At 50.7% G+C, this 25,296-nt stretch carries 29 protein-coding genes; 6 read left to right on the forward strand and 23 right to left on the reverse strand.

From position 1 onward, the window contains the following. Positions 1 to 26: 26 nt before the first annotated feature. The 5 genes from cmk to GWC94_RS10760 all read right to left on the reverse strand — a co-directional run bounded on the left by cmk (position 27) and on the right by GWC94_RS10760 (position 3,840). A complete protein-coding gene (gene cmk, locus GWC94_RS10740; RefSeq protein ID WP_202628728.1) occupies positions 27 to 701 on the reverse strand; it encodes a (d)CMP kinase in 675 nt (224 codons plus the stop codon). A gap of 144 nt (positions 702 to 845) precedes the next feature. Continuing rightward, positions 846 to 1,388 carry a fasciclin domain-containing protein gene (locus GWC94_RS10745; RefSeq protein WP_161835031.1) on the reverse strand — a complete coding sequence of 181 codons (543 nt, stop codon included), beginning with the start codon at positions 1,386 to 1,388 and terminating at the stop codon, positions 846 to 848. Positions 1,389 to 1,479: 91 nt separating this feature from the next. Next, positions 1,480 to 2,112: an FMN-binding negative transcriptional regulator gene (locus GWC94_RS10750; protein ID WP_161835032.1), complete on the reverse strand. Its 633-nt coding sequence runs from the start codon at positions 2,110 to 2,112 to the stop codon at positions 1,480 to 1,482. Positions 2,113 to 2,354: 242 nt separating this feature from the next. Further along, positions 2,355 to 2,678 (reverse strand): four-helix bundle copper-binding protein, encoded by a 324-nt coding sequence (locus tag GWC94_RS10755; RefSeq protein ID WP_161835033.1) that lies wholly within the window; start codon positions 2,676 to 2,678, stop codon positions 2,355 to 2,357. Positions 2,679 to 2,745: 67 nt separating this feature from the next. Further along, positions 2,746 to 3,840 carry an Mrp/NBP35 family ATP-binding protein gene (locus GWC94_RS10760; RefSeq protein WP_161835034.1) on the reverse strand — a complete coding sequence of 365 codons (1,095 nt, stop codon included), beginning with the start codon at positions 3,838 to 3,840 and terminating at the stop codon, positions 2,746 to 2,748. A 120-nt stretch (positions 3,841 to 3,960) separates the two neighbouring features. Between GWC94_RS10760 and GWC94_RS10765 the strand changes: the two genes are divergently transcribed. The 3 genes from GWC94_RS10765 to GWC94_RS10775 all read left to right on the forward strand — a co-directional run bounded on the left by GWC94_RS10765 (position 3,961) and on the right by GWC94_RS10775 (position 6,465). Continuing rightward, positions 3,961 to 4,623, forward strand: coding sequence for a carboxypeptidase-like regulatory domain-containing protein (locus tag GWC94_RS10765; protein WP_161835035.1), 663 nt, complete (start codon positions 3,961 to 3,963; stop codon positions 4,621 to 4,623). Positions 4,624 to 4,798: 175 nt separating this feature from the next. Continuing rightward, positions 4,799 to 5,695: a 3-hydroxyacyl-CoA dehydrogenase family protein gene (locus GWC94_RS10770; protein ID WP_202628730.1), complete on the forward strand. Its 897-nt coding sequence runs from the start codon at positions 4,799 to 4,801 to the stop codon at positions 5,693 to 5,695. Between the two features lie 14 nt (positions 5,696 to 5,709). Further along, positions 5,710 to 6,465, forward strand: coding sequence for a YdcF family protein (locus GWC94_RS10775; protein ID WP_161835036.1), 756 nt, complete (start codon positions 5,710 to 5,712; stop codon positions 6,463 to 6,465). A 2-nt stretch (positions 6,466 to 6,467) separates the two neighbouring features. Here the strand turns inward: GWC94_RS10775 and GWC94_RS10780 are convergent, their stop codons facing one another. Genes GWC94_RS10780 through ribD form a run of 3 tightly spaced genes read right to left on the reverse strand, consistent with a single transcriptional unit; the run spans position 6,468 to position 9,015 of the window. Further along, entirely contained in the window at positions 6,468 to 7,079 is a 612-nt protein-coding gene (locus tag GWC94_RS10780; RefSeq protein ID WP_161835037.1) for an IMPACT family protein, read from the reverse strand. Further along, positions 7,076 to 7,960 (reverse strand): EamA family transporter, encoded by an 885-nt coding sequence (locus GWC94_RS10785; protein ID WP_161835038.1) that lies wholly within the window; start codon positions 7,958 to 7,960, stop codon positions 7,076 to 7,078. Before GWC94_RS10785 ends, GWC94_RS10780 begins: the two co-directional genes overlap by 4 nt. Beyond that, the gene (ribD, locus tag GWC94_RS10790) at positions 7,957 to 9,015 is read right to left on the reverse strand and encodes a bifunctional diaminohydroxyphosphoribosylaminopyrimidine deaminase/5-amino-6-(5-phosphoribosylamino)uracil reductase RibD (protein WP_262886251.1); all 1,059 of its coding nucleotides are present in this window, start codon (positions 9,013 to 9,015) and stop codon (positions 7,957 to 7,959) included. Before ribD ends, GWC94_RS10785 begins: the two co-directional genes overlap by 4 nt. 44 nt (positions 9,016 to 9,059) lie before the next feature. On the opposite strand from ribD, the gene prmC reads away from it, so the two are divergent. Continuing rightward, entirely contained in the window at positions 9,060 to 9,917 is an 858-nt protein-coding gene (gene prmC / locus GWC94_RS10795) for a peptide chain release factor N(5)-glutamine methyltransferase (RefSeq protein ID WP_161835040.1), read from the forward strand. Between the two features lie 187 nt (positions 9,918 to 10,104). On the opposite strand, the gene GWC94_RS10800 is transcribed toward prmC, so the two are convergent. From GWC94_RS10800 to pepT, 6 genes are all read right to left on the reverse strand, one after another. Next, complete coding sequence (locus tag GWC94_RS10800; protein ID WP_161835041.1) at positions 10,105 to 10,509, reverse strand: ExbD/TolR family protein; 405 nt, start codon at positions 10,507 to 10,509, stop codon at positions 10,105 to 10,107. A 27-nt stretch (positions 10,510 to 10,536) separates the two neighbouring features. Next, positions 10,537 to 10,659: a hypothetical protein gene (locus GWC94_RS16950; RefSeq protein WP_262886252.1), complete on the reverse strand. Its 123-nt coding sequence runs from the start codon at positions 10,657 to 10,659 to the stop codon at positions 10,537 to 10,539. A 51-nt stretch (positions 10,660 to 10,710) separates the two neighbouring features. Continuing rightward, on the reverse strand, positions 10,711 to 11,391 hold the full coding sequence (locus GWC94_RS10805) for a MotA/TolQ/ExbB proton channel family protein (RefSeq protein ID WP_161835042.1): 681 nt from the start codon (positions 11,389 to 11,391) through the stop codon (positions 10,711 to 10,713). A gap of 322 nt (positions 11,392 to 11,713) precedes the next feature. Next, the gene (locus GWC94_RS10810) at positions 11,714 to 12,649 is read right to left on the reverse strand and encodes an SPFH domain-containing protein (protein WP_161835043.1); all 936 of its coding nucleotides are present in this window, start codon (positions 12,647 to 12,649) and stop codon (positions 11,714 to 11,716) included. Between the two features lie 75 nt (positions 12,650 to 12,724). Further along, a complete protein-coding gene (locus GWC94_RS10815) occupies positions 12,725 to 14,446 on the reverse strand; it encodes a M28 family peptidase (RefSeq protein WP_161835044.1) in 1,722 nt (573 codons plus the stop codon). A 32-nt stretch (positions 14,447 to 14,478) separates the two neighbouring features. Then, the gene (pepT, locus tag GWC94_RS10820) at positions 14,479 to 15,720 is read right to left on the reverse strand and encodes a peptidase T (RefSeq protein ID WP_161835045.1); all 1,242 of its coding nucleotides are present in this window, start codon (positions 15,718 to 15,720) and stop codon (positions 14,479 to 14,481) included. Positions 15,721 to 15,849: 129 nt separating this feature from the next. On the opposite strand from pepT, the gene GWC94_RS10825 reads away from it, so the two are divergent. Further along, the gene (locus GWC94_RS10825) at positions 15,850 to 16,398 is read left to right on the forward strand and encodes a hypothetical protein (RefSeq protein ID WP_161835046.1); all 549 of its coding nucleotides are present in this window, start codon (positions 15,850 to 15,852) and stop codon (positions 16,396 to 16,398) included. Between the two features lie 91 nt (positions 16,399 to 16,489). Here GWC94_RS10825 and GWC94_RS10830 read toward each other — a convergent pair whose 3' ends face one another. After that, positions 16,490 to 16,942 carry an FKBP-type peptidyl-prolyl cis-trans isomerase gene (locus GWC94_RS10830; protein ID WP_161835047.1) on the reverse strand — a complete coding sequence of 151 codons (453 nt, stop codon included), beginning with the start codon at positions 16,940 to 16,942 and terminating at the stop codon, positions 16,490 to 16,492. 270 nt (positions 16,943 to 17,212) lie between these two features. On the opposite strand from GWC94_RS10830, the gene fmt reads away from it, so the two are divergent. Further along, positions 17,213 to 18,166, forward strand: coding sequence for a methionyl-tRNA formyltransferase (gene fmt, locus GWC94_RS10835; protein ID WP_235918513.1), 954 nt, complete (start codon positions 17,213 to 17,215; stop codon positions 18,164 to 18,166). A gap of 34 nt (positions 18,167 to 18,200) precedes the next feature. Here the strand turns inward: fmt and GWC94_RS10840 are convergent, their stop codons facing one another. The 8 genes from GWC94_RS10840 to GWC94_RS10875 form a co-directional block, all read right to left on the reverse strand. Further along, complete coding sequence (locus GWC94_RS10840) at positions 18,201 to 18,890, reverse strand: rhodanese-like domain-containing protein (RefSeq protein ID WP_161835048.1); 690 nt, start codon at positions 18,888 to 18,890, stop codon at positions 18,201 to 18,203. 11 nt (positions 18,891 to 18,901) lie between these two features. After that, positions 18,902 to 19,915, reverse strand: coding sequence for a LysM peptidoglycan-binding domain-containing protein (locus GWC94_RS10845; RefSeq protein WP_161835049.1), 1,014 nt, complete (start codon positions 19,913 to 19,915; stop codon positions 18,902 to 18,904). Between the two features lie 24 nt (positions 19,916 to 19,939). After that, positions 19,940 to 21,292: a methyltransferase RsmF C-terminal domain-like protein gene (locus GWC94_RS10850; protein ID WP_161835050.1), complete on the reverse strand. Its 1,353-nt coding sequence runs from the start codon at positions 21,290 to 21,292 to the stop codon at positions 19,940 to 19,942. Between the two features lie 47 nt (positions 21,293 to 21,339). Further along, positions 21,340 to 22,137, reverse strand: coding sequence for an O-methyltransferase (locus tag GWC94_RS10855; RefSeq protein WP_161835051.1), 798 nt, complete (start codon positions 22,135 to 22,137; stop codon positions 21,340 to 21,342). Beyond that, entirely contained in the window at positions 22,137 to 22,607 is a 471-nt protein-coding gene (locus GWC94_RS10860; RefSeq protein ID WP_161835052.1) for a hypothetical protein, read from the reverse strand. Before GWC94_RS10860 ends, GWC94_RS10855 begins: the two co-directional genes overlap by 1 nt. A 3-nt stretch (positions 22,608 to 22,610) precedes the next feature. Next, positions 22,611 to 23,111, reverse strand: a complete 501-nt coding sequence (locus GWC94_RS10865) for a dihydrofolate reductase (protein WP_161835053.1) — start codon at positions 23,109 to 23,111, stop codon at positions 22,611 to 22,613. Between the two features lie 81 nt (positions 23,112 to 23,192). Then, positions 23,193 to 23,987 carry a thymidylate synthase gene (locus GWC94_RS10870; RefSeq protein WP_161835054.1) on the reverse strand — a complete coding sequence of 265 codons (795 nt, stop codon included), beginning with the start codon at positions 23,985 to 23,987 and terminating at the stop codon, positions 23,193 to 23,195. Between the two features lie 23 nt (positions 23,988 to 24,010). Next, complete coding sequence (locus tag GWC94_RS10875) at positions 24,011 to 25,240, reverse strand: proline dehydrogenase family protein (RefSeq protein WP_161835055.1); 1,230 nt, start codon at positions 25,238 to 25,240, stop codon at positions 24,011 to 24,013. Between the last annotated feature and the right edge of the window lie 56 nt (positions 25,241 to 25,296).

The following is a 25,296-nucleotide window of genomic DNA, read 5'->3' on the forward strand; positions in this document are numbered from 1 at the left end:
TTTGGTGCTGTAAAAAAACGCCTCTTTTATTCCATCCGTTCCTTTGCCCATCCCAACGCCAGCGATAACTGTTCGTCTCTTGTAAGATTGGAATTATCGAGTACGATGGCATCGTCTGCTTTGCGCAGGGGACTGAATTCGCGGTTGCTGTCGATATAATCGCGCATTTCGAGATTGGCGCGCACTTCTTCGAGTGTGATGGCGGGGTTCTTGGCATAGAGTTCCCTGAAACGTCTTTCCACGCGTATGGCGGGATCGGCCACAACGAATATCTTGAGTTCCGCATGCGGGAACACGGTGGTGCCGATATCGCGGCCGTCCATAACGATGCTTTTTTTCTCCCCCATTTTCTGCTGCTGTGCCACGGCAAACTCGCGTACCTCCTTTATCGCAGACACTTCGCTTACGTGCTCGCTCACCAGCATATCGCGGATAAGGGCTTCCACATCTTCGTCGTTCAGCAGCATATCACTTTGTCCGGTTTGCGGGTTATACGCAAATTCGAGGGAGATTTCGGTAAGCGCCTGTCTTACCTGTTCGGGTTTGTTCCAGTCGATATGCTGACGCAGAAAATACAGTGTGATGGCACGGTACATGGCGCCGCTGTCGATGAATACATAGTTGAGTTCATTGGCGAGCTGCCTGGCCAGTGTACTTTTTCCGCAGGACGAAAAGCCGTCTAAAGTGATGATGATTGACATACCTGAGCGCAATGCGGCGAAGGTAGGATAAAAGCCGGCTGAGGGGAGCGAAAATATTACCGCGGATTGTATGGCCCTACACAGACATTCGTGTTATCCCATACAGTCCGCGGCAATACATTTGGTTCAGGTGCTGAACGGAGATCAGTTGGGCATCAATACCGTATCGATCACATGGATCACACCGTTGCTCTGGAAAACATTGCCGATGGTAACCATTGCCATACCGCCTTTTTCGTCGGTGAGCATCAGTTTATCGCCTTTCATCCAGGCTGTGAGTGTACCTCCTTCCACGGTTTTGATAGAAGCTTTGCCGCCTCCATCGTGGATCATTTTGGCAATGCCCGCAGCATCCCATTTACCGGCCACCACATGATACGTAAGCACTTTGGTCAATGTAGGTTTGTTCTCGGGTTTCAGCAGGGAACTCACTGTGCCCTTGGGCAGTTTTTCAAATGCCGCATTGGTCGGCGCAAATACAGTAAAGGGGCCGTTGCCTTCGAGTGTAGACACCAGTCCTGCCGCCTTTACAGCCGCCACCAGCGTGGTATGGTCTGCAGAATTAACAGCATTCTGGATGATGTTTTTTGTAGCATACATGGGTGCGCCACCCACTTCTACCGGCTTTTGTGCATTGGCCGCCGTAACAACCAGTGCCGACGCGAGGATAACGAAGATCTTTTTCATAGCTGATGATTTTTTGTTTCCATCATATACGACAAGCGGCAGCGGATGGATTTGATCATGGGTATTTTCTTAAAAAATCATACCCGATCGCTCAGAGCGGGAACAATGCCTGTTTTCTTTTGCGCATTTCTGCAGCAATGTATTGTGCATCGGCATTGCCTGCGTTCAGTTTCTCTATGATGTTATCGAAGCTTTTCTCATCGCGGTTCTGGCTCAGTTTGAAAACATGTTCCACTGATGCCAGTTTTATTTCAAATGCCAGGATCGCTTTCAGCATACTGCTGATATATGCCTCGGGAATATGCCGGTACAGGGCGGGTGAGCCGGGATCGTTCTCGAAATGAGCGGTAAGATCATCCAATAACTGCCGCAGATCCGTCTCGGGCAGAAAACACATTTCGCCGTGCGCGTGCACCGACATATAATTCCAGGTTGACCCCTGCTGTTTATTCTCATACCAGCTTGCACTTACATAAGTATGCGGGCCGGAAAATATGGCGAGCACCTGTTTGTTTTGTTCAAATGCGCGGTGATGATCGTTGTTGCGCATGATATGTCCGCGCAGGTACAATACACCATCCCGTTCCTGCAGGAGCACCGGCACCTGTGTGGCCACCGGTCTTTGCCGGTCGTCGACACCGGTTAACAGTACGAAAGGATGTTCTTTCATGAACCTGAGAACGACAGCCGCATCTTTCTCTTTAAAATAAGGCAGGTTATACATGCACCGAAGGTAACAGAAAAACTGCGGGGGAAGAATTAGCGGATTAGTGGATTATGGATTAGCGGATGGCGGATTTTTTGTTTGGCGATGGTTGATCGCTGCTCTTTGTTACTATTTGTTGCTCTCCCCCGCCATGATTGACGGATCATCCACACTTCCATGATCCGCAATCCACAAATTCATAATCCGCTAATTCGCTAATTCGCAATCCACCAATCCAAATCCACCGTTCCCTCATCCGGCTACATCGCCGCGCAGAGACTGGCGCAGCTCCTGCAGGCTTCGGCGCATTCGCGGCAGTGCTCGTTGTCGTGTTTAGCACATTCATCCGCGCAGGCATTGCAGATATTGGCGCAGATGGCGCAGAGTTCTGCAGCAGATTCACCTCCCAGGCTCATCACCTGCGCGGCGGTATAGCAAATGGCGGCGCATTCCATATCGAGGCGGATGCAGGCGGCCATCATATGTATATTTTCTTCCTGTGTGCAGGATGCCGCGCAGTGGTTACAGAGGGCGGCGCAGGAAAGACAGGCATCGATGCATTGCTTATAATCGTGATAGTTCATAAAAAAGGTTTGAAGTGGGCAATGACTTCAAACCTTAATTATTATGCCATCAGGCCTGTACAGTAAATTACACAGTGACTGTCACCGGTTTGCTGGCCGGCGATGCCGCATTGCGGATAGCGATATTCCGCACCGCCATGGCCGTAAACTGCCGGAAAGCCTCTTTGCTGGGAGCATCTTCACCTGCCATGGCCGGCACACCCGCATCGCCGCCTTCGCGGATGGATTGTACCAGCGGGATCTGCCCCAGGAACGGCAGCTCGTATTCTTCCGCCAGTTTTCTGCCGCCTTCCTTCCCGAAAATATAGTATTTGTTTTCCGGCAATTCCGCCGGTGTAAAATAGGCCATGTTCTCCACCAGCCCGATGATCGGCACATTGATCTGCGCCTGCCCGAACATGGCAATGCCTTTTTTTGCATCGGCCAGCGCCACATTCTGCGGCGTGGTAACGATCACCACGCCGGTTACCGGCACGGTCTGCAAAAGCGTGAGGTGTATATCACCGGTGCCCGGCGGCATATCGATTACGAGGTAATCCAGTTCTCCCCAGTCAACATCGGTCACAAATTGCTTGATGGCGCTGCTGGCCATGGGACCGCGCCATACCACGGCATTTTTTTCATCCACCAGCAGACCGATACTCATCAGCCTGATGCCGTATTTTTCAAGCGGTACAATTATCCCTTTACCGTCTTTTTCACGCATCATGGGGCGCTGGCCACGTACGCCGAACATGATCGGCACACTGGGGCCATAGATATCCGCATCCATCAGTCCCACCGATGCGCCGCCTTCGGCAAGCGCCAGGGCCAGGTTGGCAGACACCGTGCTTTTACCCACACCGCCTTTGCCGCTGACAACTGCTATGATATTTTTCACACCCGATAATACCTGCTGACCGTCTTTGCGTTTGGTGGAAGTATTGGCGGTGAAATCAACGGTTACCTTTGCGTTCTTATTCACCAGTAATTTTACCGCGTTCTCGCTTGCCGTACGCATCATGTCTTTCATCGGGCAGGCGGGTGTGGTCAGCACAATCGTAAAACGCACTTCATCCCCGGATATCTGGATGTTTTTTACCATATCAAGCGTAACCAGGTCTTTGCCAAGATCAGGCTCCTGCACATTGCTCAACGCCTTGAGAATCTCTGCTTCTGTCATCCCGAAAGTTTTTGTTAAAAAAGAATTCCGGCTGCAAAGTTAGCCCCTTGCAACCTTACTTTGTTGAAAATAGAAAGGAATAGCCCGCATTTTTTGTGCCTAAGGCATGTATTTTTACCGATGATGAGACTGCTACGATACCTGTTTTTACTGCTTTCCCTGTCATGCCTGCAAAAGGGCTGGTCTCAACAGCCGCAACAGGCCAATCAAAACCCTTACCGGGATTCTGTTGTGCAACTGTACGGCGTGGTAATGACGGCAGACAGTCTCCAGGGTATTCCTTCCTGCAGTGTGATCGTGGAGGGGAAGGGCCGGGGTACCATTACCAGCTATGACGGTGTATTTTCGATCGCCGTATTAAAGGGCGACAGGATTACTTTTTCAAGCGTTGGCTATAAGGACAGAAGTATTCTTATCCCCAGGGATCTTGTGGGTAACCAGTACAGCGTGATCCAGCTGCTGATCAGCGATACCACTTATCTGCCCGCCACCATTCTCAAACCAAGACCCACCCGGGAGCAGTTTGAGCGTGATTTTGTGAACAACAAGGTGGCGGATGATATGTACGAGACCGCCCGGAAAAATACCAATGAAGCCACCCTGCGCGAACTGATCAAGGCGATGCCTGCGGATGGACGCGAGGCCGTAAATTACCAGATACGCCAGCAGGCCAATAAAGCCTACTACAGCGGCCAGCTGCCACCGATGAACATCCTCAATCCGGCAGCCTGGGCAGAGTTCATCCGCGCATGGAAGCGGGGGGATTTTAAGAAGAAGGGGTAGTTAGCTGCATCCGCCAATCCAGAATGGCGGATGATGGATTCGCGGATTTTTTCGGCCGACACTGCCAGCTATTTCAACTGAAAAATCTGCTGTTTTGCACCGGCGTCCGCCTGGGGGGAATTATTTCAGCAGGCAAGGCTTACCTTTGTCTGTCCTATCATCCAAAACTCGAGTCATGTCTTCCATCAAACAGGTAACGGTCATAGGTGCGGGCACTATGGGCAATGGTATTGCACATGTGTTTGCGCAGTCAGGTTTTCGGGTAACGCTTGTGGATATCCATGCAACGCAGCTTGCAAAAGCGATAGAAACCATTGAAAAAAACCTCGACCGCCAGGTGGGGAAAGCGGTTCTGACCGAAGAACAGAAACAGTCTGCCCTGGCAAACCTTGCTACAAACACCGATCTGATCAAGGGAGTTGCCAATGCAGACCTGGTAGTGGAAGCCGCCACCGAAAATGTGGATCTGAAACTGAAATTGTTCAAACAGCTTGACGAGTTTGCGCCTGCAGGTGCGTTGCTGGCCACCAACACCTCTTCTATCTCTATCACCCGGATGGCGGCTGCAACCAACAGACCGGGATCGGTGATCGGTATGCATTTCATGAATCCCGTACCGGTGATGAAACTGGTGGAAATCATCAACGGTTATGCCACACGAAAAGAAGTTACGGATACCATTGTGGCGCTTTCAACACAATTGGGCAAACTGCCCTGTGTTGTGAACGACTACCCCGGCTTTATCGCCAACCGCATACTGATGCCGATGATCAACGAAGCAATCTGCAGCCTGTACGAAGGTGTGGCCGGAGTGGAAGCCATCGATACCATCATGAAAACAGGAATGGCGCACCCCATGGGGCCCCTACAACTGGCGGATTTTATCGGGCTGGATGTTTGCCTCAGTATCCTGAACGTATTACACGAAGGATTCGGTAATCCGAAATATGCACCCTGTCCTTTACTGGTGAATATGGTTACCGCAGGCAAACTGGGGGTAAAAAGCGGGGAAGGATTTTACCAGTATGTTGCGGGCAGCAAGGAACTGGTGGTAAGCGAAAGGTTTCGATAAAACAATCCATCCCTATGTTTTTCATACTCTCCAAAATACTGTTGTTCGTACTTGTACCGGTTTGCTGGGTGATCGTACTTTTTATATGGTCGCTTCTTACCAAAAAAGAAAGAAGAAGAAAACGGCTGCGGATAGCGATACTGGTTATTTTCCTGGTGTTTAGCAACCCGCTGCTGTACCGGTCACTTATGCTGGCCTGGCAGCCCACACCGCCGGCGCCAATGAACAGGCAGTACGAGGTAGGAATATTACTGGGCGGGATGGCAGGTTACGATACCAACGACAGGGGCTATTTCGGCGCAGCTTCCGATCGGTTTATACAGACAGCTAATTTATACCATTCGGGAACGATCAAAAAAATCATAGTCACGGGCGGCACGGGATCGCTCACGCAGAACGAACCGCCGGAAGCGTTTTTTCTCAGGCAGTCATTTATTGCCAACGGGATACCCGACAGCGTCATCATCGTCGAAAGCAGATCAAGGAATACTTATGAAAACGGTGTGTATACAAAAACAATGATCGATTCCATAAAAGCCAGACCGCCTTTTGTACTGATCACTTCGGCCATGCATATGCCAAGATCGGCCAGCGTATTCAGAAAAGCCGGCTATGATTTTGTTGCCTATCCCTGCAATTACGAGGTGTATCCTTCTAAATTCTCTTTGTACGATACCATCATACCCGATATGGCGCTGATGAATAAATGGGCGATGTTTCTGAAAGAGGTCGTAGGACTGGCCGCCTACAGACTCACAGGCAAGGCCTGACACTACCTGTCGGTTTTTTTGATATCCAGCGTATGCATCTGGCGGAATTTGTACAGTGCTTCCTCCATCCTTGCCTTGGGGATGCCGATGGTGAGTAGACAGAACAATTGCATTTCCTGGGATTGAATGGAGCAGTTATACTGTTTAACGATGTTCATCACATCGTTCACCTGTGTATAATCGAACTGCAGGTGGTAATAGGCCTCGATCGGTTTCTGCACCACGGGTATAAGCTGCAGCGCCATGGCTGCCGCAGAACGGTAAGCCTGTATCAGTCCGGGCACACCAAGCAGGGTTCCCCCGAAATACCGCACCACAATGATCATCACATCGGTCAGTTGTCTGCTGTCTATCTGTCCCAGTATGGGTTTGCCTGCCGTTCCCGAAGGTTCACCATCATCGCTTTGCCTGAACTGGTTGCCATCGTAACCGATGCGCCAGGCAAAACAATGGTGCACCGCTTTGGGATGTTCTTTCCTGGACCGCTGCAGCAGCGCCTTGCAGTCGTCGGCAGAACTAACCGGGTAGGCATACGCCAGGAAACGGCTGCCTCTGTCTTTGTATTCGGCAAAGGATTCTTTGTCTATTGTCTGAAAGTAAACAGCTTCACTCATAATGTATCTCCAAAAGCGATCAGGTAAATGGCAATCACCGATAATACGATCCCCGTCCAATTGGTCTTCGACAGCCGTTCCCCAAACAGGAGCCAGGCAACCAGGGTACTGAACAGCACGATTCCCATATTATTTACCGGTATACTGGCGCTGCTCTGCCAGGGGCTGGTTTTTAAAAACCGCACCAGGCACCAAATCGAAAAATAATTGGGTATGCCGATGAGAATCCCGGCGATAAGGTCTTTGATGGAAAAAGGTATTCGTCCGGTGATATACTGAAACAGCAGCAATACGGTACCGATTGTTGCCGCAGAAAGAAAGCCGCTGATCAGGTAAGCGTTCTTGTTTGTTTCGGTAACATACAACTGCTGTACATGGTTGATCAGTGCATCGAGTAAACCGCTCCCGATAAAAAGCAGGAAAGGCAGCACCAGCGTCCATCGCCCCCCTTGTCGTTTTTTTGCATCGGACGCATTTGGGTAGCAGGTAAGTGTCACCGCCGCCAATGCCAGCAATACACCGGCCAGTTTCCAGCCTTCCACGGTTTCGTTATAGAGATATACTGACAGTACGACCGGTATGACCAGTGATAATTTATTGGCAACGGAAGCCACGGCCACACCGATACGCTGCGTGGTGAGTGCAACGATATTGAAGATCGAGATGAATAATACGCCCATCAGGCAGGCCCATCTGAACCAGGGCGTCTGCATGGTTTCGGCATTAACCGGAAAAGATCCGTTGACAACAGAACCCGTGATCACACAGGTGATGTAATTGAAGATGATCGCGGGAAAAATACGGATATGGTACTGCTCGCACAGCTTGAATGCAAGCGTGAGGTAACTCGTCAGAACAATACTGCCGGCCAGGTACATCATGCACTGACCCGTTTATAATAATGAATGGAATCTGTTTCTATCATTTCTTCCCGAACGGCTATTGCCTCCCGCAGAACAGGTGATGAAAGGCCTGCGCCTGTTGTCAGCTGTGTATTGGTGATCACCCTTGCCTCATCCCAGAGCCCCGCATCGATAAACGACTGCAGCAGTTTTGCCCCGCCTTCCACCAGCACACTCTGCAGCGAAAGTTCGTAACATGCCTGCAACAGCGCGCTGATCGTATCGTTCCCCTGCGCAAGCCGGTGGTATTCTATATGGCCCCTGCTTTCTGTTTTCCGCAGGTTTAATACGATCGTCCGGGCCGCATCATCAAACACCTGCAGGCTATCGGGCAGGCGAAGTGAAGGATCCAGTACCAGTCTTACGGGCTGGCGTCCCGTCCAGTAGCGGTTGGTCAGCGAGGGGTTATCCATCAAAGCCGTGTTGGCGCCAACCAGTATCGCCGCTTCCTCGCTGCGCCATTTATGCACTTCCCTGTTGGTGGATTGCCCCGTTATCAGCAGCCTGCCGGAAAACTGCGCCGGGTCATGGGCTATCCTGTGGTCGGCGGTCTGCGCCCATTTCAGCACCACATAGGGTCTGCGCTGCCGGTTCCAGGTAAAAAAACGGCGGTTGCATTCGATGCATCCGGTCTTCAGAATGCCTGTGGTCACTTCAATACCCGCCTGCTGCAGTCTTTCAATTCCTCTCCCGTTCACCTGCTCAAAAGGATCCCGGCAGCCGATCACCACCCGGGGTATTTTCTTCCGGACAATCAGGTCAGCGCAGGGTGGCGTTTTTCCGAAATGCGCACAGGGCTCGAGCGAAACGTAGAGCGTAGCGAGCGGAATAAGCGGTTCGTCATCGGGCGATACACTGTTTATACAGTTCACTTCTGCATGCGCTTCTCCGTATTGCCTGTGAAACCCCTCTCCTATGATCCGGTTTTCGTAAACCAATACGGCGCCCACCATCGGGTTGGGTGCTGTATATCCAACGCCCAGCGATGCCAGTTCAATACAGCGCTGCATATATGTTTCGTGGGAATGGGACATAACAGAATTGGCAAAAATAACCAAATGGTGCTTAACATTGCAGCATGACCCTCCGATCCGCACAACAGGCGCTTGTAACTCAGCTGGAGGCTTTGTATGATGCACGCGAAGCAGCCAATATCGCCGATTGGGTGCTGGAACATATTACGGGAAAAAAGAAAATAGACAGGCTGCTGGTCAGAGACGAACCCATTGGCCCCGACCGGGAGCTGGAACTGCAGAAGATCAGCGCCGCGCTTGCCCTGAACAAACCCGTGCAATACGTCTTACACGAAGCCTGGTTTGACGGGATGCCATTCTACGTGGACGAAAACGTGCTGATACCACGACCTGAAACAGAGGAACTGGTGCATTGGGTGGCAGAAACAGCCTGCGACAATGCCAGCCCCACGATTCTCGATATTGGAACAGGCAGTGGCTGTATACCGGTCAGCCTGGCCAAAAGACTGCCCGGTGCGGCCATTACGGGCATCGATATCAGCAGCGGGGCGCTGTCGGTAGCCAAAAGAAACGCCCTGACACAAAAAACAGCCGTTACTTTTTTGCAGCTCGATTTCCTCGGAGAAAAAGATTGGCAGCAATTGCCCGTGTACAATACCATCGTAAGCAACCCGCCCTATATACGCCAGACCGAATCTGCATCGATGCATCCGAATGTGCTGGAACATGAGCCGCATATCGCACTGTTCGTACCCGATGATGATCCGCTGCTGTTCTATAGAAAAATCGCGGCGTTTGCAAAAGCGCATCTTGCGGATGGGGGAAATATTTTCCTGGAGATCAATGAGGCGCTGGGAGCGGACACCGTTGCCATTTTCAGCGCTGCCGGCTATCAGACAGAATTGAGAAAAGATATGCAGGGGAAAGAGAGAATGTTGCGTGTGTCGTTTACCGGGCTTTAGCCGGCGAGGAGTCACGGAGAAAAACCTCTGTTCAACTCCGTATCTCCGTGACTCTGTGTTGAAAAAAATCCGGCCAGCGGGTTACTGAAACCGGAGGCAACTGAGACACAGTTTCAACACAGAGCCACAGGGGCACGGAGGAGAGAGAGTTGTTTGCGTAATTCGGTGTTGCTGTGCTTCCCGGCCCTTATTTCTGTCCGTTGTTATCGACGGCCATGACGGGTGTTGCACCTAATTTTTTGATCACCTGCATTACGCGGATGGCGGTTCCGAGATGGGAAGTGCTGTCGCCATTGATGACCACAGACGGTTTATCGGTTTCTTTGGCGAGGTAGGCCTGCAGTTCAGTTTCCAGCTGCTCCATGGCAACCGGTTTCTGGGCCAGGAAAATATGCTGGTCCTTATCAACGGTGATCACCACCGTCTGTTTCGATTTGGTATCGCTTTTGGCCTTGGGATTGGATACCTTGATCACATTCGGGTTGGCCAGCGTGGAAACGATCAGGAAGAACAACAGCAGGATGAACAGGATATCGTTCAACGCGCCTGTATGCACTTCGGGATGGGCTCTTAATCGTTTCCGGATGTTCATGGAAGGTTACTGGTTAGCGGGTAAGCACTAATAATTTCTCTTACTGGGATGGTTGTTCTTTGCTTTAACGGGTACGGGAACAGGACGCAATTTGGGCGCAACCGGTACGGGTTTCAATAATCGTTTGATAAATTCTCCAATCTTCTTCATAACCTTATTTTTTATTGATCAATTATTCTATCCATTCGGCAACCACTATTGTTATCGCGTTGGCTCCTGCAGAATATCGATGAATTCCGCGCTTGCCGCTTCCATTTTATTGGCAGTCTTGTCGATCTGCGTGGTCAGCGCATTATGCCCGATATAGGCCAGCAGACCGATGATCAGACCTGTACCGGATGTAATCATTTTTACATAGATACCTCCGGCGATATCGTTCAGCGTAAACTGGCCCGAGCTGGCGATACCATAGAACAGCTGGATCATACCGATGATGGTTCCCAAAAAACCGAACATCGGTGCAATACCGGCGATCAGGGAGAGAATGGAGAGGTTGCGTTCCATATTGTACATCTCCAGCTTACCTACATTCTCCATGCTTTTTTCGATGGCATCGATCGGCTTGCCGATACGCTGAAGACCTTTGTCGATCATCCGGCCAACCGGGTTATTGGTATTCCTGGCCAGGTTACGGGCCGCGCTTACATTACCGCTGAGGATATTGTCGCGGATGATGTTCATGAAATTGCCTTCTATCCTGGATGCCCTGCGGATAGCCAGCAGCCTTTCGATAAAGACAAATATGGCGATGACCAGCAAAAGATACAGCGGATACATGATCCAGCCGCCCTTTTCGAGTAAAGACCATAAGGAAATTTTCTCGGGGGCGGGCAAAACAGCCGTTGCTTTTTGCAGGGTATCGATCTGCAGCAATTGAAACATCTCTGTGATTTTGGGTTACGCTAAAGTTAGATGCTTCTACAAAAGAACAGCCGGACTGTTAATAAAAATGTTATCAGGGGTATTTTTAGGAAAGCTTTTGCACATCGCCCCCTCTCATGAGGCGTCAAACCCAACCACAAGCCCAAAAACCATACCTTGCGCGTCGATTCTCATGTCTCACGTCTCACGTCTCACGTCTCACGTCTCACGTCTCACGTCTCACGTCTCACGTCTCACGTCTCACGTCTCACGTCTCACGTCTCACGTCTCACGTCTCACGTCTCACGTCTCACGTCTCACGTCAACTCACGATTCGACCTTCTCACCCCTGAAGCTTCTGCTCCTTCATCCTCACCATCGCCATGATCTGGCGCATATTGTTTTCCATGCCTTCGGGACTTCCGTCGAGGAAAATCACATTGCCTTTGCCTACCTCGGCAAAATTCTTGATGGCTTCGGTCCACATACTGAAGAGGATCACATTGGTATCGAGGTTGGCCTGTTTCATCTGTTCTGCCGCCTGCGTCATACCCTTGGCCACTTCCTCGCGGAACAGGGCCACACCCTGGCCACGCAGTCTTGCGGCTTCTTTTTCCGCATTGGCGGAGATCATAATGGCATTACCCTCCGCTTCGGCCGCTTTTGTTTTGGTGATCAGCAATGCCTGTCCCTCGTTCTCCGCAGCCGCTTTCAGGTTATTGCTTGCCACCACTTTGCTCATGCTGTCCATGATGGCCTGGTCGAAGGTGATATCGTTGATCTGGAGATCCTGCAGGTGGTAGCCCCAGCTTTCGAGCGACTGGTCTATCTGGTCCTTTACAAACTCAACGATCTCCCGGCGCAGCACCAGTATTTCGGCCTGTTTCTTTGTGGCCACAAATCCCCTGATACTGCCTTCCACGGTGCGCACCAGCGCCTGCATCAGGTCGCGGTCGCTGATGAATTTAAATGCCACGTTTTTTATCGTCTGCTCTTCCTGGTTAAGCACCGAATACAGCAGCATGCTCTTGAAATAGACATTGGCCTGGTCGAGTGTAACGGCCTGGAATTCGAGCTCAACGGAACGGTTCTGTATGCTGATGGTTTTATACACCCTTTCAACAAACGGTATCTTGAAATTAAGACCGGGGTGAAGGATGCGCCGGTATTTTCCAAACATGGTCACAACGGCAATGGTACCCTGGCTAACGGTTACCAGTCCTGTCAGGACAATGATAAGCAGCAGCAGCACCCACCAGAATTGTACTAAGAAGTTCATGGCATTTATTTTTAGTAAGATACTATGTTAGTAGCAGAGTTTACCTATTTCTTACAGCCTGTGCGGGCAGGTGGGCTACAAATTTTTCCGGAGGGCTAAGGTCTTATCTTCCACCGCCTTCTGCGCTGCTTCGATGGCTTTTTTGACCCTTGCCGAATTACCGCCTGGCTGCAGGTTGTCCATTTTACCCAACGCATCGCGGTAATAATTGCCCCATACCTCCAGTATATGCGTTTCCGTTTCTTTGCTGCCAGCTTTTGCAATGGCTTCGCGACTGAGTGCGTATTCCGCTCTGAGCCGTCTGAATGCGGTCTGTTTGCATTCTTCCACAAGGAACAGCGCCGTTTTTTCATTGAGCGACACCAGTGTCATCGCCGATACCAGGGCCGATACACCCACGTTTTTCATCTCCCGGGCAGATACGTTTTCGAGTCTGTCTGCATCGGTATGATAAAACACATCGGTAAAGTGCCACATCAGCAGGCCGGGCAGTTTTGCATCGAGAAAGGGGGTATGGTCCGAGCCGCCTTCGAACGGGTTGGTGTGCACCACCCAGCCATTTGTCTTTGCCTGGTCCAGACAGCGGTTAAGGATATAATCGTTGAAATAATGCGGTGTAATGGCCGATTCCGGTAATGCGCTGCCGCCCCATTCAGTATGTTTTTCGTCGCCTCTTGTCCATACGGCAGAAGGATCCGGCATTTTTTCGATCAGGAAGGTGCCGCCGGTTTTCCTCGTGTCCTCGCCTACCATATCCAGACTCATTCCCCACTGGATGTTCTTTGCACGCTCCCTGTCTTCGGTAACATATCTCCTCGTAGAAACAATTTCATCGCCCCAGATAAAGCTGATGCTGCGCTGCGGCGAAAATTTTTTCTGCCTGACCAATTGCGCGGTTACCCTGGCCATCTCGGCAAGTGTTCCCACACCGGTGGCATTGTCGTTTGCGCCGGGTTCCTGCACATGCGCAGAAAAAACAAAACGCTGCTCGGGCGCCCTGTTCCCTTTTACATCCGCAATGATCGTCAGCTCCTCCGATGTATACCTGTTGGCCAGGGTTTTGATCCGAAGCCGGACCTTTCCTTTCGACAACGCCTGCTTCAGCCTGTCCTTTGCGTAGGTCGATAACAGAATGCCAAATGTTTTGCCGGCAGTATCCGGATTCTGTATCGATGAAAATTGTATCGAATGGATATGTTTCTGCGGCTGTGTGTACGGCGGCAGGGCATACCCGAGGGCGCCCAGCGCCCCTTTTGTCATGGCATTGCGGTAAACGGTTGAAACGGGCTGTTCCGCAAAAAAGAATTTCCCTTTCAGGTCAAGCTGGTCCAATACTTCCTTGCCTGTTTTTTCGGCGTACACCAGCTCCGCTTCAATGCCTTCCGCAGGCGTGCTGCCCGAGTTAATGGCCAGCATATTTCGGTTGGTCTGAAAAAGCAGCAGGGGTACCGGATCGCCTACGATCTCCACCCATGCATCAACAGGCTCCCAGGTGGGCCTGGACATGGGGCGTTTTTCGATGCGGTAGGTAAGCCGGTCTTCCGGCGCAGCATTTTTTTCGTTGGTATAGCCTGCGTTTTTGAGGATCTCCTCCACATACCCTATGCTCTCGTTAAACCCTTTGTTGCCGGCAATACGCCAGCGTTGTTCTACAAAAGCAACGGTTTTGTAGGCATTGTTCTCATTGAAAGCCGTACGCACATTGGCGTAGTATTTTTTTAGCAAGGGATCCGCCTGTGCCGCAGCGCACAGAGAAACCGCTGCAAATGCGATCAACGCGAGTTGTTTTGTGAACATGCTTTTGTTTTTTTATCGCCGGATAACTTATTTTATGCAGTTCTTTCCTCCCAAACCTGCACCAGTTCCACCAGTGTATCCACCGCCTTCTGCATATCGGATACACCTATCCACTCGTGTTTGCTGTGTATATTCTGCATACCTGTAAAAATATTGGGACAGGGCAGTCCCATAAAACTCAGCCGGCTGCCATCGGTGCCGCCGCGTATCGGCTCTTTGGTAACAGTAAGTCCGGCGCGGCGATACGCTTCTGCTGCACAGGCAGCCACATCAGGGTGTTGATCAAGCACCTCTTTCATGTTGCGGTATTGTTCCACCACTTCAAATTCCATTCTTGCTTTGGGGTAATTGGCCACCACCTGTGTTGCCAGTTGGCGCAGCCTGGTTTCATAAACAGCCAGTTTAGCGGTATCAAAATCGCGGACGATGAATTCCAGTTCGGCTTTTTCGGCCAGACCGTTTATTCTTACCGGATGCACAAAACCCTCCCTTCCTTCTGTCGTTTCAGGACTCCATTCTTCTGTTGGCAACGCTGCCAGTATTTCGCCGGCGATCTTCATCGCGTTCACCAGCTTGTTTTTTGCATACCCAGGGTGCGCAATCACTCCGTGAATGGTGATCGTAACGCCGTCGGCGCTGAAGGTTTCGTCTTCAAAACTGCCCCGTTCTCCGCCGTCGAGCGTATAACCAAAAGCTGCGCCCAGCTGCTGCATATCCAGTTTGGCAGTGCCTTTGCCCACTTCCTCATCGGGTGTGAACAGCAAACGGATAGCACCGTGCCTGATCTCGGGGTGCTGCACCAGGTAGGTGGCCATATCCATGATGATGGCAACGCCGGCTTTGTCGTCGGCGCCCAGTAATGTCAGTCCGCTGGCCGTAATGATGTCCTTACCGATCTGGGTCTTCAGATACGGGTATTCGTTCACGCTGATCACCTGCGCCGGATCGTCGGGGAGGATGATATCGCTGCCGTTGTATTGCGTATGCAGAATGGGTTTTACCTGGTTGCCGCTGCAGTCGGGGGCTGTGTCGATATGGCTGCAGAAGCAAATAACAGGCACCTGTTTTGTGGTATTGGAAGGGATCGTTGCATATACATACCCAAAAGCATCCGCCTGCGCATCCGTTATGCCCATGGCCACCAGTTCCGCTGCCAGCAATACCGACAGTTGTTTCTGCTTTTCCGTACTTGGAAAAGTATCGCTCTGGGGATCACTCTGGGTGTCTATCTGCACATAACGCATGAACCTGTCTGCAACGGTATACTGTTTCATAACTGTTTCATTCTCCTGCCAAAGTTTCAAAAAGGAACCAATATTCCCCGATCCTGCACCGTCTTTTTTCCAACAACTATTGCAAAAGCAGCGGAGGGGTATTATTTTGTTGCAAACAAAACCCTTCTTATGAAGAAAATCATCGTAGGAGCGCTGGTAGGCGGATTGCTGATCTTTATCTGGCAATTCCTGTCCTGGACCGTGCTCGATCTCCACCGTCCTGCCATGGAGCATACCACCAAGCAGGACACCCTGCTCAGTGTACTCAGCAGTAATCTCACCGAAGGCGGTTACCTGCTACCCAATCTTCCCAAGGGCGCCAGTATGGAAGAACACGAGAAACTGGGAACAGCGATGTCGGGAAAACCCTGGGCCATGATCCAGTACCATGCTTCGTTTCAGAATATGAGCGACATGTACATGAATATGACCCGGAGCCTGCTGTCGAGTATGGTAATGATCGCACTGCTTTGCTGGATACTGGCCAGATGGGAGAAGAAAAATTTCGGGAGCATTTTGCTCGCCAGCCTGTTCACGGGGCTGATCGTATTCATCAATGCGCCCTATAGCCAGCATATCTGGTACCATTCCTTCGATATCCGTGCACATTTGATCGATGCCATTGCGGCCTGGGGACTTACGGGAATCTGGCTGGGATGGTGGATGAAGAGAGCGTAATAAGTAAAAAAATCAAAAGTCAAAAATCAAAAGAAGGATGGCCATAATGCTTTCCTTTTTTTGATTTTTGACTTTTTACTTTTTACTTAGTTTATGGTGTGATGATCAGCGATTTTCCTTTGATATCGACCAGTTCGAGATCAAAAGTGAGGTCTTCGCCTGCCAGGGGATGATTGGCGTCGAGTATCACCGTTTCGTCCTGCACTTCTACGATCACTACGGGAAAATTCTGTCCTGAGCCATTGCTCATATTGAGCTGCATGCCAACCTCGGGTACCATATCTTCGGGAAAACGGTCGCGCGGGAATTCCATGATCATTTCATCATTCTTGGGGCCATAGGCTTCATCGGCAGGGATGGTGACGGTCTTTTTCTCACCCACGGTCATACCGGTAACGCCGTCGTCGAAGCCGGGTATAACCATTCCGGAACCCACTTCAAATTCCAGCGGCTCGCGGCCGTCTGAAGAATCGAAAGTAGTGCCGTCGGTCAGGCGTCCGTGATAATGTACTTTTACCGTATCGCCTTTTTTTACTTGTTGCATATATTGGTTTTGAATTGAAACAATCGGGCCGCTAACGCCTTTTCCCACGAAGTCTGTAAAAGAAAAAGAGTGTCGGAGGTATTAAAGGGCCAAAAGTAAGGCTATAAATCAAGAGCCGGCGCCCTATTTTCAGCTAACTTACCCACACCACGGCTATCCAAAAAAACTGTGCCCGGCGATAGGTATGGCAGGATCGGTTACCCATCCGGCTGTTTTTTGAATAGTTGAATCGCATCACCGATCTCGCCCTCCTTCAATTACCTTTGCCGCATGATTTATCCCAGGATCGTTTTTATGGGTACGCCTGAATTTGCCGTGGCTTCGCTGGATGCCCTGGTGCAGGCAGGATTCCCTGTGGTGGGTGTGGTTACTGCGCCCGATAAACCGGCAGGACGCGGGATGAAACTTACAGAGAGCGCTGTGAAGAAATATGCGCTGGAAAAAGGATTGCCTACACTTCAACCTGAAAAATTAAAATCGCCTGTTTTTCTTGCCGAACTGGCGGAACTGAAAGCAGACCTGCAGATCGTGGTGGCATTCCGTATGCTTCCCGAGCTGGTCTGGAGCATGCCTCCGATGGGAACCGTAAACCTTCACGGCTCGCTGTTACCGCAATACCGCGGCGCAGCGCCGATACACTGGGCAGTGATCAACGGGGAAAAAGAAACCGGCGTAACCACTTTTCAATTGCGGCACGAGATCGATACAGGCAATATACTGCTGCAGGAAAGTTTTCCGATAGGAGCCGATGAAACCACCGGCGAGGTGCACGACAGAATGAAAACGATCGGCGCCGCATTGCTGGTGAGAACCGTTAAAGGACTGGCATCAGGAACCTTAGGCGGAAAAGAACAGGATTCGGTTGCCACAGATGCCGCCACCCTCAAACATGCACCGAAACTGTTTACCGAAACCTGCGAAATACACTGGGAGAATACCGCAGACAGCATCCATAACCTGGTACGGGGCCTATCTCCTTTTCCCGGCGCATTTACAAAACTCGACGGAAAGACATTGAAGATATTCAGAAGCAGCAAGGAAAAAGCAACTCCTGCATCCCAACCCGGCATACCCTTCTCCGACGGCAGGAGCTTTCTCAAATTCTCCTGCGCCGATGGCTATATACAGGTTCTCGATCTGCAGCTGGAAGGAAAAAAACGTATGCCGGTGGGTGATTTTTTAAGAGGCTATAAGTTAGGTGAACCGGGGGGAGAAGGTCTGTAGTTTGTATCTATTAACCACAGACTATAAACCATCCCTATTTACCCACCTGTTTGCGCAATTCTTCGATGGTTACCAGTCCCTGCTTTCTCCATGTTTCCCGGCCGTTTTTATAGACGATGAAGGTGGGGATGCCTTCCACTTTTTCGGCGTTCATGATATCGATATCGATGCCTGCTTCTACCTGTAACAGCAACAGTTTGGGTGTTTCGTTCAGTAACTGCCTGATCACCGGTTCCATTTTGCGGCAGGGCGGGCACCATGGAGCACCCACATCCACCAGTACCAGCGAGGAAGATTTGATTTTTGCCTGGTAGCTGTCGAGTGTAAAAAGAGATTTCGTGCCCTCTTCCCGAACGGCTACGGGCTTGCCCGATTTCCGCCAGGCGATCATGCCGCCTTCCATATTGCTTACGTCTTTGAATCCCTGCTGCTGCAGCCATTTGGCCGCTTCCGCGCTGCGCATACCCGACGCACAAAACACAAGCAGGGGTTTGTTTTTATCCAGGTAACCGGTCCTGTCTGAAAACTCTTTGCTGTTGAGCCAGTCGGCCTGCAAAGCGGTTTCCAGAGAACCGGTCTGGTATTCCTTTATCGTTCTTACATCGAGCAGCTGCACATTTCCCGATTGCATTTTTTTCTCGAACTGTGCGGGCAGCAATGATTGCTGTGCGCTGCTGAAAAACACGGCGAAGAAACAAAACAGCAGAAAAAAAATCTTTTGCATACCCGGAAATTTTATTCAAAGTAAGTGACTGTAACGGTAAATTTCGGATCGGTGAAGCCGAGCGCCGAAGCGGCTGAATTGCTCATACGCAGCAATAAGCCCGAACCGCCTTTTGTTTCCTGCAGGGGACCAAGCACTTTGGCACAGATGCTTTTGTTATTGGGTGCGGTGATACGCACGATCGTTTCCGGCGCCACATCGTTGATCAATACATAATATTTGTGATCGCTCCAGCCGCTGATGGTCTTGAAGGTAGCGGCATCGCCCGAATGAAACTGCTTGTTCTGGTCGTTCGCCGGCTGTGCATATGCAGAAGCAAAATAGCCTTCATCGCCTTCGCGGGGTGTATAGCCCGTATTATCGGTCTGCGAAACCGAAGCTGCTGCCGTATTAACCGCTGCCGGCTTAGCAGTTACCGTATTCTCCTGCGGTGTTTTTTCAGCGATGACGGGCTCTTTCCTGCCTGCCGGCTTCTCTTCCGTTTTTGCAACGATGGTCTCTTCAGTTGTTTTTGGTCCGGCTACCGGCGTTGTTTTGGTTTCTTCCCTCACGGTAACCGGCGCGGCCGGCTCAGGAGTTTCCTCCGTTTTTGCATTCACCATATACCCTACGATCACCAGGTCACCGATCTTTACCGCATCGGCTTTCAGGCCATTCCATTGTTTCAATGTCGCCAATGGCACTTTGCTGTCCTTACTTAGGCGGTACAGGTTATCGCCTTTTGCGATTTTATGAAACAGGGGTGCACTGCTGCGGTCTGTTTTTGCATGAACAAGGTTGTACTGGGTAAGCGGGATTTTCACCTGCGTTCCCTTCGCCAGTTTTTTATTGGGGCTGATGCGGTTATAGGCCGCCAGTTTGGTAACCGACTGACCGAACTGGTTACTGACGGTCTGTAAAGAGGTTTCGGATTTCACCGTATGCACCACATACCGGTTGGGTTCCCTGCCCATGATCACCAGTTTCTCCTGCGCGGAAACGCGCAACATTACGGCACAGGCAAGCAATAGAAAAGCACACTTCATAGGTCTCGGGTTTCTCTCGTAAAATTACTCTTTTAAAATTCTCCATTCCGCCGGATAATAGTTATTGACGCGATTGGGCAAAACTTTTACCCAGCCCAGCGGTAATCCACAATAGCTTACCAGGTTCCATCCTTTGGCTGCCTCCGGAAAAATATCTCTGCGCTTAAGGTACAGCAGCGACTGCTCTTTATCGAGCGGAATAACGGGTAGGGATGCCAGAGGAATTTCGCCAAGGGCCAGCTCATGCGCGGGAATAATGTCTCTCCCTTTGATACTGCCTATCGCCGTTCCGGCTTTTTTGATGTAAAGACTGCCGGCAAGCATGTGCAGGTCTTCCATCCATTGCGAAGGGATCGCCCGGAAGGTATCTGCCGATCTGAACAGGGTATTCTGCTCAGGCAGGGGAATGGATGCATCGATCTGCTGCCATTCTTTTTTTGTAGCAAGCGGGATCTCTGCGCGTTTTGACCTGCCGGTACCGCCGGTATCCGACCGCTTTCTGAATGCTGCGATATAAAGCCCTTCGCCCTGCACAAGATGCGGGTAAAACCGGTATCCGTATGCCTGTTTACGGGGAGAGATCGTTTCTATGATATTCCATTCGGCCGCAAAAGGTATCCGGCAATTTTCCATCTCCATTTCCGCAACCAGCCAGTCCGCTATCTGTTCATCTTCCTCTTCCGAATAGGAGCAGGTGGAGTAGATCAGCAGGCCATCTTCCTTCAACGAAGGCAATATATCTGCCAGTATCCGTTGCTGCCGCTGGCTGCACAGCTGTACGCCCGCTTCGCTCCATTCCGCTATCGCCCCGGGATCTTTCCTGAACAATCCGCTGCCGCTGCAGGGTGCGTCTGCCACGATCACATCAAAATATCCTGGCAGCGACTGAAAATGCGCGGGGTCGTTATTCGTGACCACCGCATGCATGCTTCCCCATTTGGTCATATTTTCCGTAAGTATCGCCGCGCGTTGTTTGATCACTTCGTTTGCCACAAGCAACCCTTCGGAAAAATAACTCGCCAGCAAACTGCTTTTGCCGCCCGGCGCCGCACACAGGTCCAGCACTCTCTTATGTTTGTCTGTGCCGATCAGTTTTTCCAGCATATGCCAGAGAAACATACTGCTTGCCTCCTGCACATAATAAGCACCCGCGTGCAATAAAGGGTCCATCGTAAAAGAAGGGCGCTCGGCAATGTATTTTCCGTAAGAGCACCAGGGTATGGGTGAAACAGGCCAGTCTGCATCCAATGCAGCCGGCTTGGCAGGGTTAACCCGCACAGAAGTAACCTGTTTGCCCGAATGATGCACGGCCAGGAACGCGTCTGCATCAAAACCAGGTTTCCCTTCCAGTGAACGCAATAATTTTTCGGGCAGCATATATCAGTTTTCTTGTTCAATAAACCCGGATGGACATTCTGTTCCTGTCAGAACCGGATCGTAAAATGCTGTTTCTCCCTGTTCTCCCTGCGGAAGAAAACGATGCCGATAAAAAACAGATCGATCGTCAGTGTCACTTCCTGTTGCTGTTTGATGGTTTCCCATGCCTGTTCCATTTCCCTGCTCCAGTGAATATCATCAAACACCAGTATGCTGTGCTCGTGCAGGGCTGGCAACAGCTGCCTGTAGTACCGCAGCGTGGGTTCGTAACGGTGGTTGCCGTCCACAAAACAAAGATCGATCCTGCCCATAGCCTGCACGGTATGCGCCAGGGTCTCGTCAAAATTACCCTGCGTAACCTGAATATTATCCAGCTGCAGTTTTGAAAAATTTTCGCGGGCCACCGCAGCCACGGCTGGTGCGCCTTCCATAGTGATCACTTTTGCCGCTTCATTTGCCGCTGCCAGGTAAGCCGTTGTGATACCCAGCGAGGTGCCCAGCTCAAGCATGTTTGCCGGCGCATACCGGTTCACCATGCGAAACAGCAACTGGCTGTACTTGCCGGGTTTTAACGAGGATGCGGCTATATCTTTTACGCTGCGTTCGTTTGTTTTTTTGACACGTGAGCCGGCGCCCATGTCCTCGATGGTAAGTACCCGTGTATCGTTCAGCAACAGCTTCCGCAGGTTTTCAATATGCCGGTAAGCATAAAAATGCCGGTCATCGTTCAACACTTTTGTAACAAATTCAAAAACAAACGGCGAATGAATACCATGTCCTTTTCCGTTGGAAGCTTTCAGGTAATATTGCAGGTAACGGATACCAAGACGAAAAGGAGAATACATCAGTGATTGGGTGATTGACAGGGTAATTGGTTACAAAGCCAAAGTAACGCATAAACACCGCAAAACAGGCAGGCATATACGATCGCTTTGCTGAGGGAATCGAAAAAATTCCAGGTATACGGTGTATAGAACGAATAAAAAAGGACCAGCAACAGCAGGCTGAACCAGCGGTTACGCCGTATACCCGCCACCAGAGACAATAAGGGCAGTAACAGTATCAGCCATAACCGCAACGACTGCCAGTAATCCGGTTCTACCGCGGGCGATGGTTCGATATGGACGACTCTGGCCAGCTCGTACAAGCCGTATAATTGCCGTCCCAAAAAAACGGTATTGCCTATCAGCAGCAGGTTACTCACCGCAACCAGGTTTACGGCAATTCCCCGCCATCTCGCGCCGGGCAGCAGGGAATACACCAGGAAAACCGGGGCGCTGATACAATAAGCGATCTTGATAAATTCGATTGGCATAGATCAGGCATTCTTTCTTTCCCAGAGCTGGAAAGCATAGGCAAACGCATGTTTGGCATCGGCAGGACAATTACGCGCTGATTGCAGAACCCAGTTCTCGGCATCGAGTTCGGGAAAAAATGTATCCCCGTCGATAACGGTATCCACCCTTGTCAGGTATACCTTCTGAGAAACAGGCAAGGCCTCCCGGTAAATCTCACCGCCGCCAATCACATAACATTCCAGGTAATACCGCTCGGTTGCCGCCTGCACGGCTTCTGCCAGCGAATGAACAACGATCACACCCTCGGCCTGCCAGTCCTGCTGTCTTGTGATCACAATATTCAGCCGCCCGTTGAGCGGCTTGCCATTCAGAGAGGCAAAGGTTTTACGCCCCATGATCACCGGCATGGCCCAGGTGGTGTTCTTGAAAAATTTCATATCGTCCGGTAAATGCCATAATAACCGGTTATCCTTACCGATCGCATGGTTGGAGGAAGCGGCAACAACGAGTGAAATGATCATACCTAAAGATAGTTGAATTACCATGTATGGCTAACGGGGTAAGACCATGATCCGCCCCGCATCTGCAAACCCAGCCGGCGCTTACACCGCCACCGGCGCCTTGATCGGCGGGTGGTGCTGGTAGTTTTGCAGTGTAAAGTCTTCATACCGGAAGCCGAAAATATCTTTTACATCGGGATTGATCTTCATCACCGGCAACGGGTAGGGTTCTCTTGTTAATTGCAGCTGCGCCTGTTCGAGGTGGTTGTTGTACAGATGCACATCGCCAAAGCTGTGCACAAAATCTCCGTAAGCAAGACCGCATACCTGCGCTACCATCATGGTAAGCAATGCATATGAGGCAATATTGAAAGGAACGCCGAGAAAAACATCCGCGCTGCGCTGGTATAACTGGCAGCTCAGTTTTCCTTCTGCCACGTAGAACTGGAACAGGGTATGACAGGGCATCAGGGCCATTTTAGGAAGATCGGCCACATTCCAGGCACTGATGATCAAACGGCGGCTGTCGGGATTTTTTTTGATCTGGCCGATCAGGTCGGATACCTGGTCTACCACCGTACCATCCGCACCCTCCCAGCTTCTCCACTGTTTGCCGTAAACCGGACCCAACTCTCCTTCCGCATCGGCCCACTCGTTCCAGATACTTACACCATGATCCGTGAGGTATTTGGTATTCGTTTCACCGCGGAGAAACCAGAGCAGTTCATAAATGATGCTCTTGGTATGCAGTTTTTTGGTGGTTACCATCGGAAAACCTTCCTGCAGATTAAAACGCATCTGGTAACCAAAACAGCTGGTTGTGCCGGTACCGGTACGATCGGTCTTGGACACCCCGTTTTCCAATATATGCCTGAGTAATTGCTGGTATTGCTGCATGCTGCAAATTACACCCGAAAACGCTATTGCGATTCCTGTGGGGAGAAGCTGTGAATTGCTTTGCCCTCTCTTCCCTTACGGCGCGCCAGCTCTTTTTTGATCAGCGAAAGTTCTCGACCTGTCTGGCCGCTCACGCTGCTGTTCTCCTGTGCCCGGCGCATCAGGTAAGGAATTACGTCGCGGATAGGGCCGAAAGGCAGGTATTTGCTTACCGCAAACCCGTCTTTGGCAAGATTGAACGTGATATTATCGCTCATGCCGTACAGCTGTGAGAAATGGATATGCGGGTGTTTGTGCGACAATCCTTTTTCATTCAGCAGCTGCGCTGCAAGCAGGTTGCTTTTTTCGTTATGGGAAGCCACGATCACCGATATCTGTTCGATATGATCGATACAATAGGCGATGGCCGCATCGTAATCCCTGTCGGTAGCCGCTTTGTCGGCCTGGATGGGGCTGGGATATCCTTTTTCAACAGCCCTGGATCTTTCCTTTTCCATATAGGCGCCGCGAACCAGCTTCATGCCCAGCATAAAACCCTGCTGTTTGGCGATGGTATGCGACAGCTTCAGAAAATGAAGCCTGTCGTGCCGGTACAGCTGGATGGTATTGAACACGATCACTTTTTCCTTGTTGAAGATCTCCATCATTTCCATCGTAAGCCTGTCAACAGGATCCTGTATCCAGCTTTCTTCCGCGTCTATCAGTACCCCGATATTCTTCTGTGCCGCCACTTCGCATATCGCATACATTCTTTCCCGAACCCTGTCCCACTCGGCTATTTCTTCCTCATGATCGTGTATTCCGCTGCGCAAACGCGGCGCTTCGTTCAGCGTCTGCAAAAGACCGAAACGCGCAAGACCGGTTACCTTGATGCTGATAAAAGGGATATTGGTCTGGGTGGCCGCATAATTGATCACGCGGATGAACTCGTCTGTGGCATGGTCAAAACTTCCCTCTCCTTCTTTTCCTTCCACACCGTAGTCCAGTATCACCTGCACGCCGTATTTGCCAAGGATATTGCCCACGGCAGCGGTTTCTTCGAGGCTCTCTCCGCCCACAAACTGTTTGAAAATGGTTTTACGGATAATACCATGCACAGGCAGACCTGTTTTCATGACAAAAGGAGTGAGACGGGTACCTACCTGCACAAACCAGGGAAAACCCATTGTAGTGAACAGGAATTTCGCACCTTTCAGTTCCTTATCGCTTTTGTATGCAAACGCATTCTCTGTATTGTCAAAAGAAATATTCATGTTGCTTCCCCCTTCCATATGCGAATATCGGTAGGTATCCGGTAAGTAAAAAAAGC

The sequence above is a fragment of the Sediminibacterium soli genome (assembly GCF_009939225.1).
Lineage (GTDB): Bacteria > Bacteroidota > Bacteroidia > Chitinophagales > Chitinophagaceae > Sediminibacterium > Sediminibacterium soli.

Bases quoted from the DNA above. Each gene is read 5' to 3' on its own strand.
- GWC94_RS10800 (WP_161835041.1), bottom strand. From the start codon at position 10,509: ATGAACATCCGGAAACGATTAAGAGCCCATCCCGAAGTGCATACAGGC.
- GWC94_RS10745 (WP_161835031.1), bottom strand. From the start codon at position 1,388: ATGAAAAAGATCTTCGTTATCCTCGCGTCGGCACTGGTTGTTACGGCG.
- cmk (WP_202628728.1), bottom strand. From the start codon at position 701: ATGTCAATCATCATCACTTTAGACGGCTTTTCGTCCTGCGGAAAAAGT.
- GWC94_RS10865 (WP_161835053.1), bottom strand. From the start codon at position 23,111: ATGATCATTTCACTCGTTGTTGCCGCTTCCTCCAACCATGCGATCGGT.
- GWC94_RS10750 (WP_161835032.1), bottom strand. From the start codon at position 2,112: ATGTATAACCTGCCTTATTTTAAAGAGAAAGATGCGGCTGTCGTTCTC.
- GWC94_RS10775 (WP_161835036.1), top strand. From the start codon at position 5,710: ATGTTTTTCATACTCTCCAAAATACTGTTGTTCGTACTTGTACCGGTT.
- GWC94_RS10850 (WP_161835050.1), bottom strand. From the start codon at position 21,292: ATGCTGCCCGAAAAATTATTGCGTTCACTGGAAGGGAAACCTGGTTTT.
- GWC94_RS10810 (WP_161835043.1), bottom strand. From the start codon at position 12,649: ATGAACTTCTTAGTACAATTCTGGTGGGTGCTGCTGCTGCTTATCATT.
- GWC94_RS10770 (WP_202628730.1), top strand. From the start codon at position 4,799: ATGTCTTCCATCAAACAGGTAACGGTCATAGGTGCGGGCACTATGGGC.
- prmC (WP_161835040.1), top strand. From the start codon at position 9,060: ATGACCCTCCGATCCGCACAACAGGCGCTTGTAACTCAGCTGGAGGCT.
- GWC94_RS10815 (WP_161835044.1), bottom strand. From the start codon at position 14,446: ATGTTCACAAAACAACTCGCGTTGATCGCATTTGCAGCGGTTTCTCTG.
- GWC94_RS10855 (WP_161835051.1), bottom strand. From the start codon at position 22,137: ATGTATTCTCCTTTTCGTCTTGGTATCCGTTACCTGCAATATTACCTG.
- GWC94_RS10805 (WP_161835042.1), bottom strand. From the start codon at position 11,391: ATGTTTCAATTGCTGCAGATCGATACCCTGCAAAAAGCAACGGCTGTT.
- GWC94_RS16950 (WP_262886252.1), bottom strand. From the start codon at position 10,659: ATGAAGAAGATTGGAGAATTTATCAAACGATTATTGAAACCCGTACCG.
- GWC94_RS10780 (WP_161835037.1), bottom strand. From the start codon at position 7,079: ATGAGTGAAGCTGTTTACTTTCAGACAATAGACAAAGAATCCTTTGCC.
- GWC94_RS10845 (WP_161835049.1), bottom strand. From the start codon at position 19,915: ATGAAGTGTGCTTTTCTATTGCTTGCCTGTGCCGTAATGTTGCGCGTT.
- GWC94_RS10785 (WP_161835038.1), bottom strand. From the start codon at position 7,960: ATGATGTACCTGGCCGGCAGTATTGTTCTGACGAGTTACCTCACGCTT.
- fmt (WP_235918513.1), top strand. From the start codon at position 17,213: ATGATTTATCCCAGGATCGTTTTTATGGGTACGCCTGAATTTGCCGTG.
- GWC94_RS10870 (WP_161835054.1), bottom strand. From the start codon at position 23,987: ATGCAGCAATACCAGCAATTACTCAGGCATATATTGGAAAACGGGGTG.
- GWC94_RS10840 (WP_161835048.1), bottom strand. From the start codon at position 18,890: ATGCAAAAGATTTTTTTTCTGCTGTTTTGTTTCTTCGCCGTGTTTTTC.
- GWC94_RS10825 (WP_161835046.1), top strand. From the start codon at position 15,850: ATGAAGAAAATCATCGTAGGAGCGCTGGTAGGCGGATTGCTGATCTTT.
- GWC94_RS10830 (WP_161835047.1), bottom strand. From the start codon at position 16,942: ATGCAACAAGTAAAAAAAGGCGATACGGTAAAAGTACATTATCACGGA.
- GWC94_RS10760 (WP_161835034.1), bottom strand. From the start codon at position 3,840: ATGACAGAAGCAGAGATTCTCAAGGCGTTGAGCAATGTGCAGGAGCCT.
- GWC94_RS10875 (WP_161835055.1), bottom strand. From the start codon at position 25,240: ATGAATATTTCTTTTGACAATACAGAGAATGCGTTTGCATACAAAAGC.
- ribD (WP_262886251.1), bottom strand. From the start codon at position 9,015: ATGTCCCATTCCCACGAAACATATATGCAGCGCTGTATTGAACTGGCA.
- GWC94_RS10755 (WP_161835033.1), bottom strand. From the start codon at position 2,678: ATGAACTATCACGATTATAAGCAATGCATCGATGCCTGTCTTTCCTGC.
- GWC94_RS10765 (WP_161835035.1), top strand. From the start codon at position 3,961: ATGATGAGACTGCTACGATACCTGTTTTTACTGCTTTCCCTGTCATGC.
- pepT (WP_161835045.1), bottom strand. From the start codon at position 15,720: ATGAAACAGTATACCGTTGCAGACAGGTTCATGCGTTATGTGCAGATA.
- GWC94_RS10860 (WP_161835052.1), bottom strand. From the start codon at position 22,607: ATGCCAATCGAATTTATCAAGATCGCTTATTGTATCAGCGCCCCGGTT.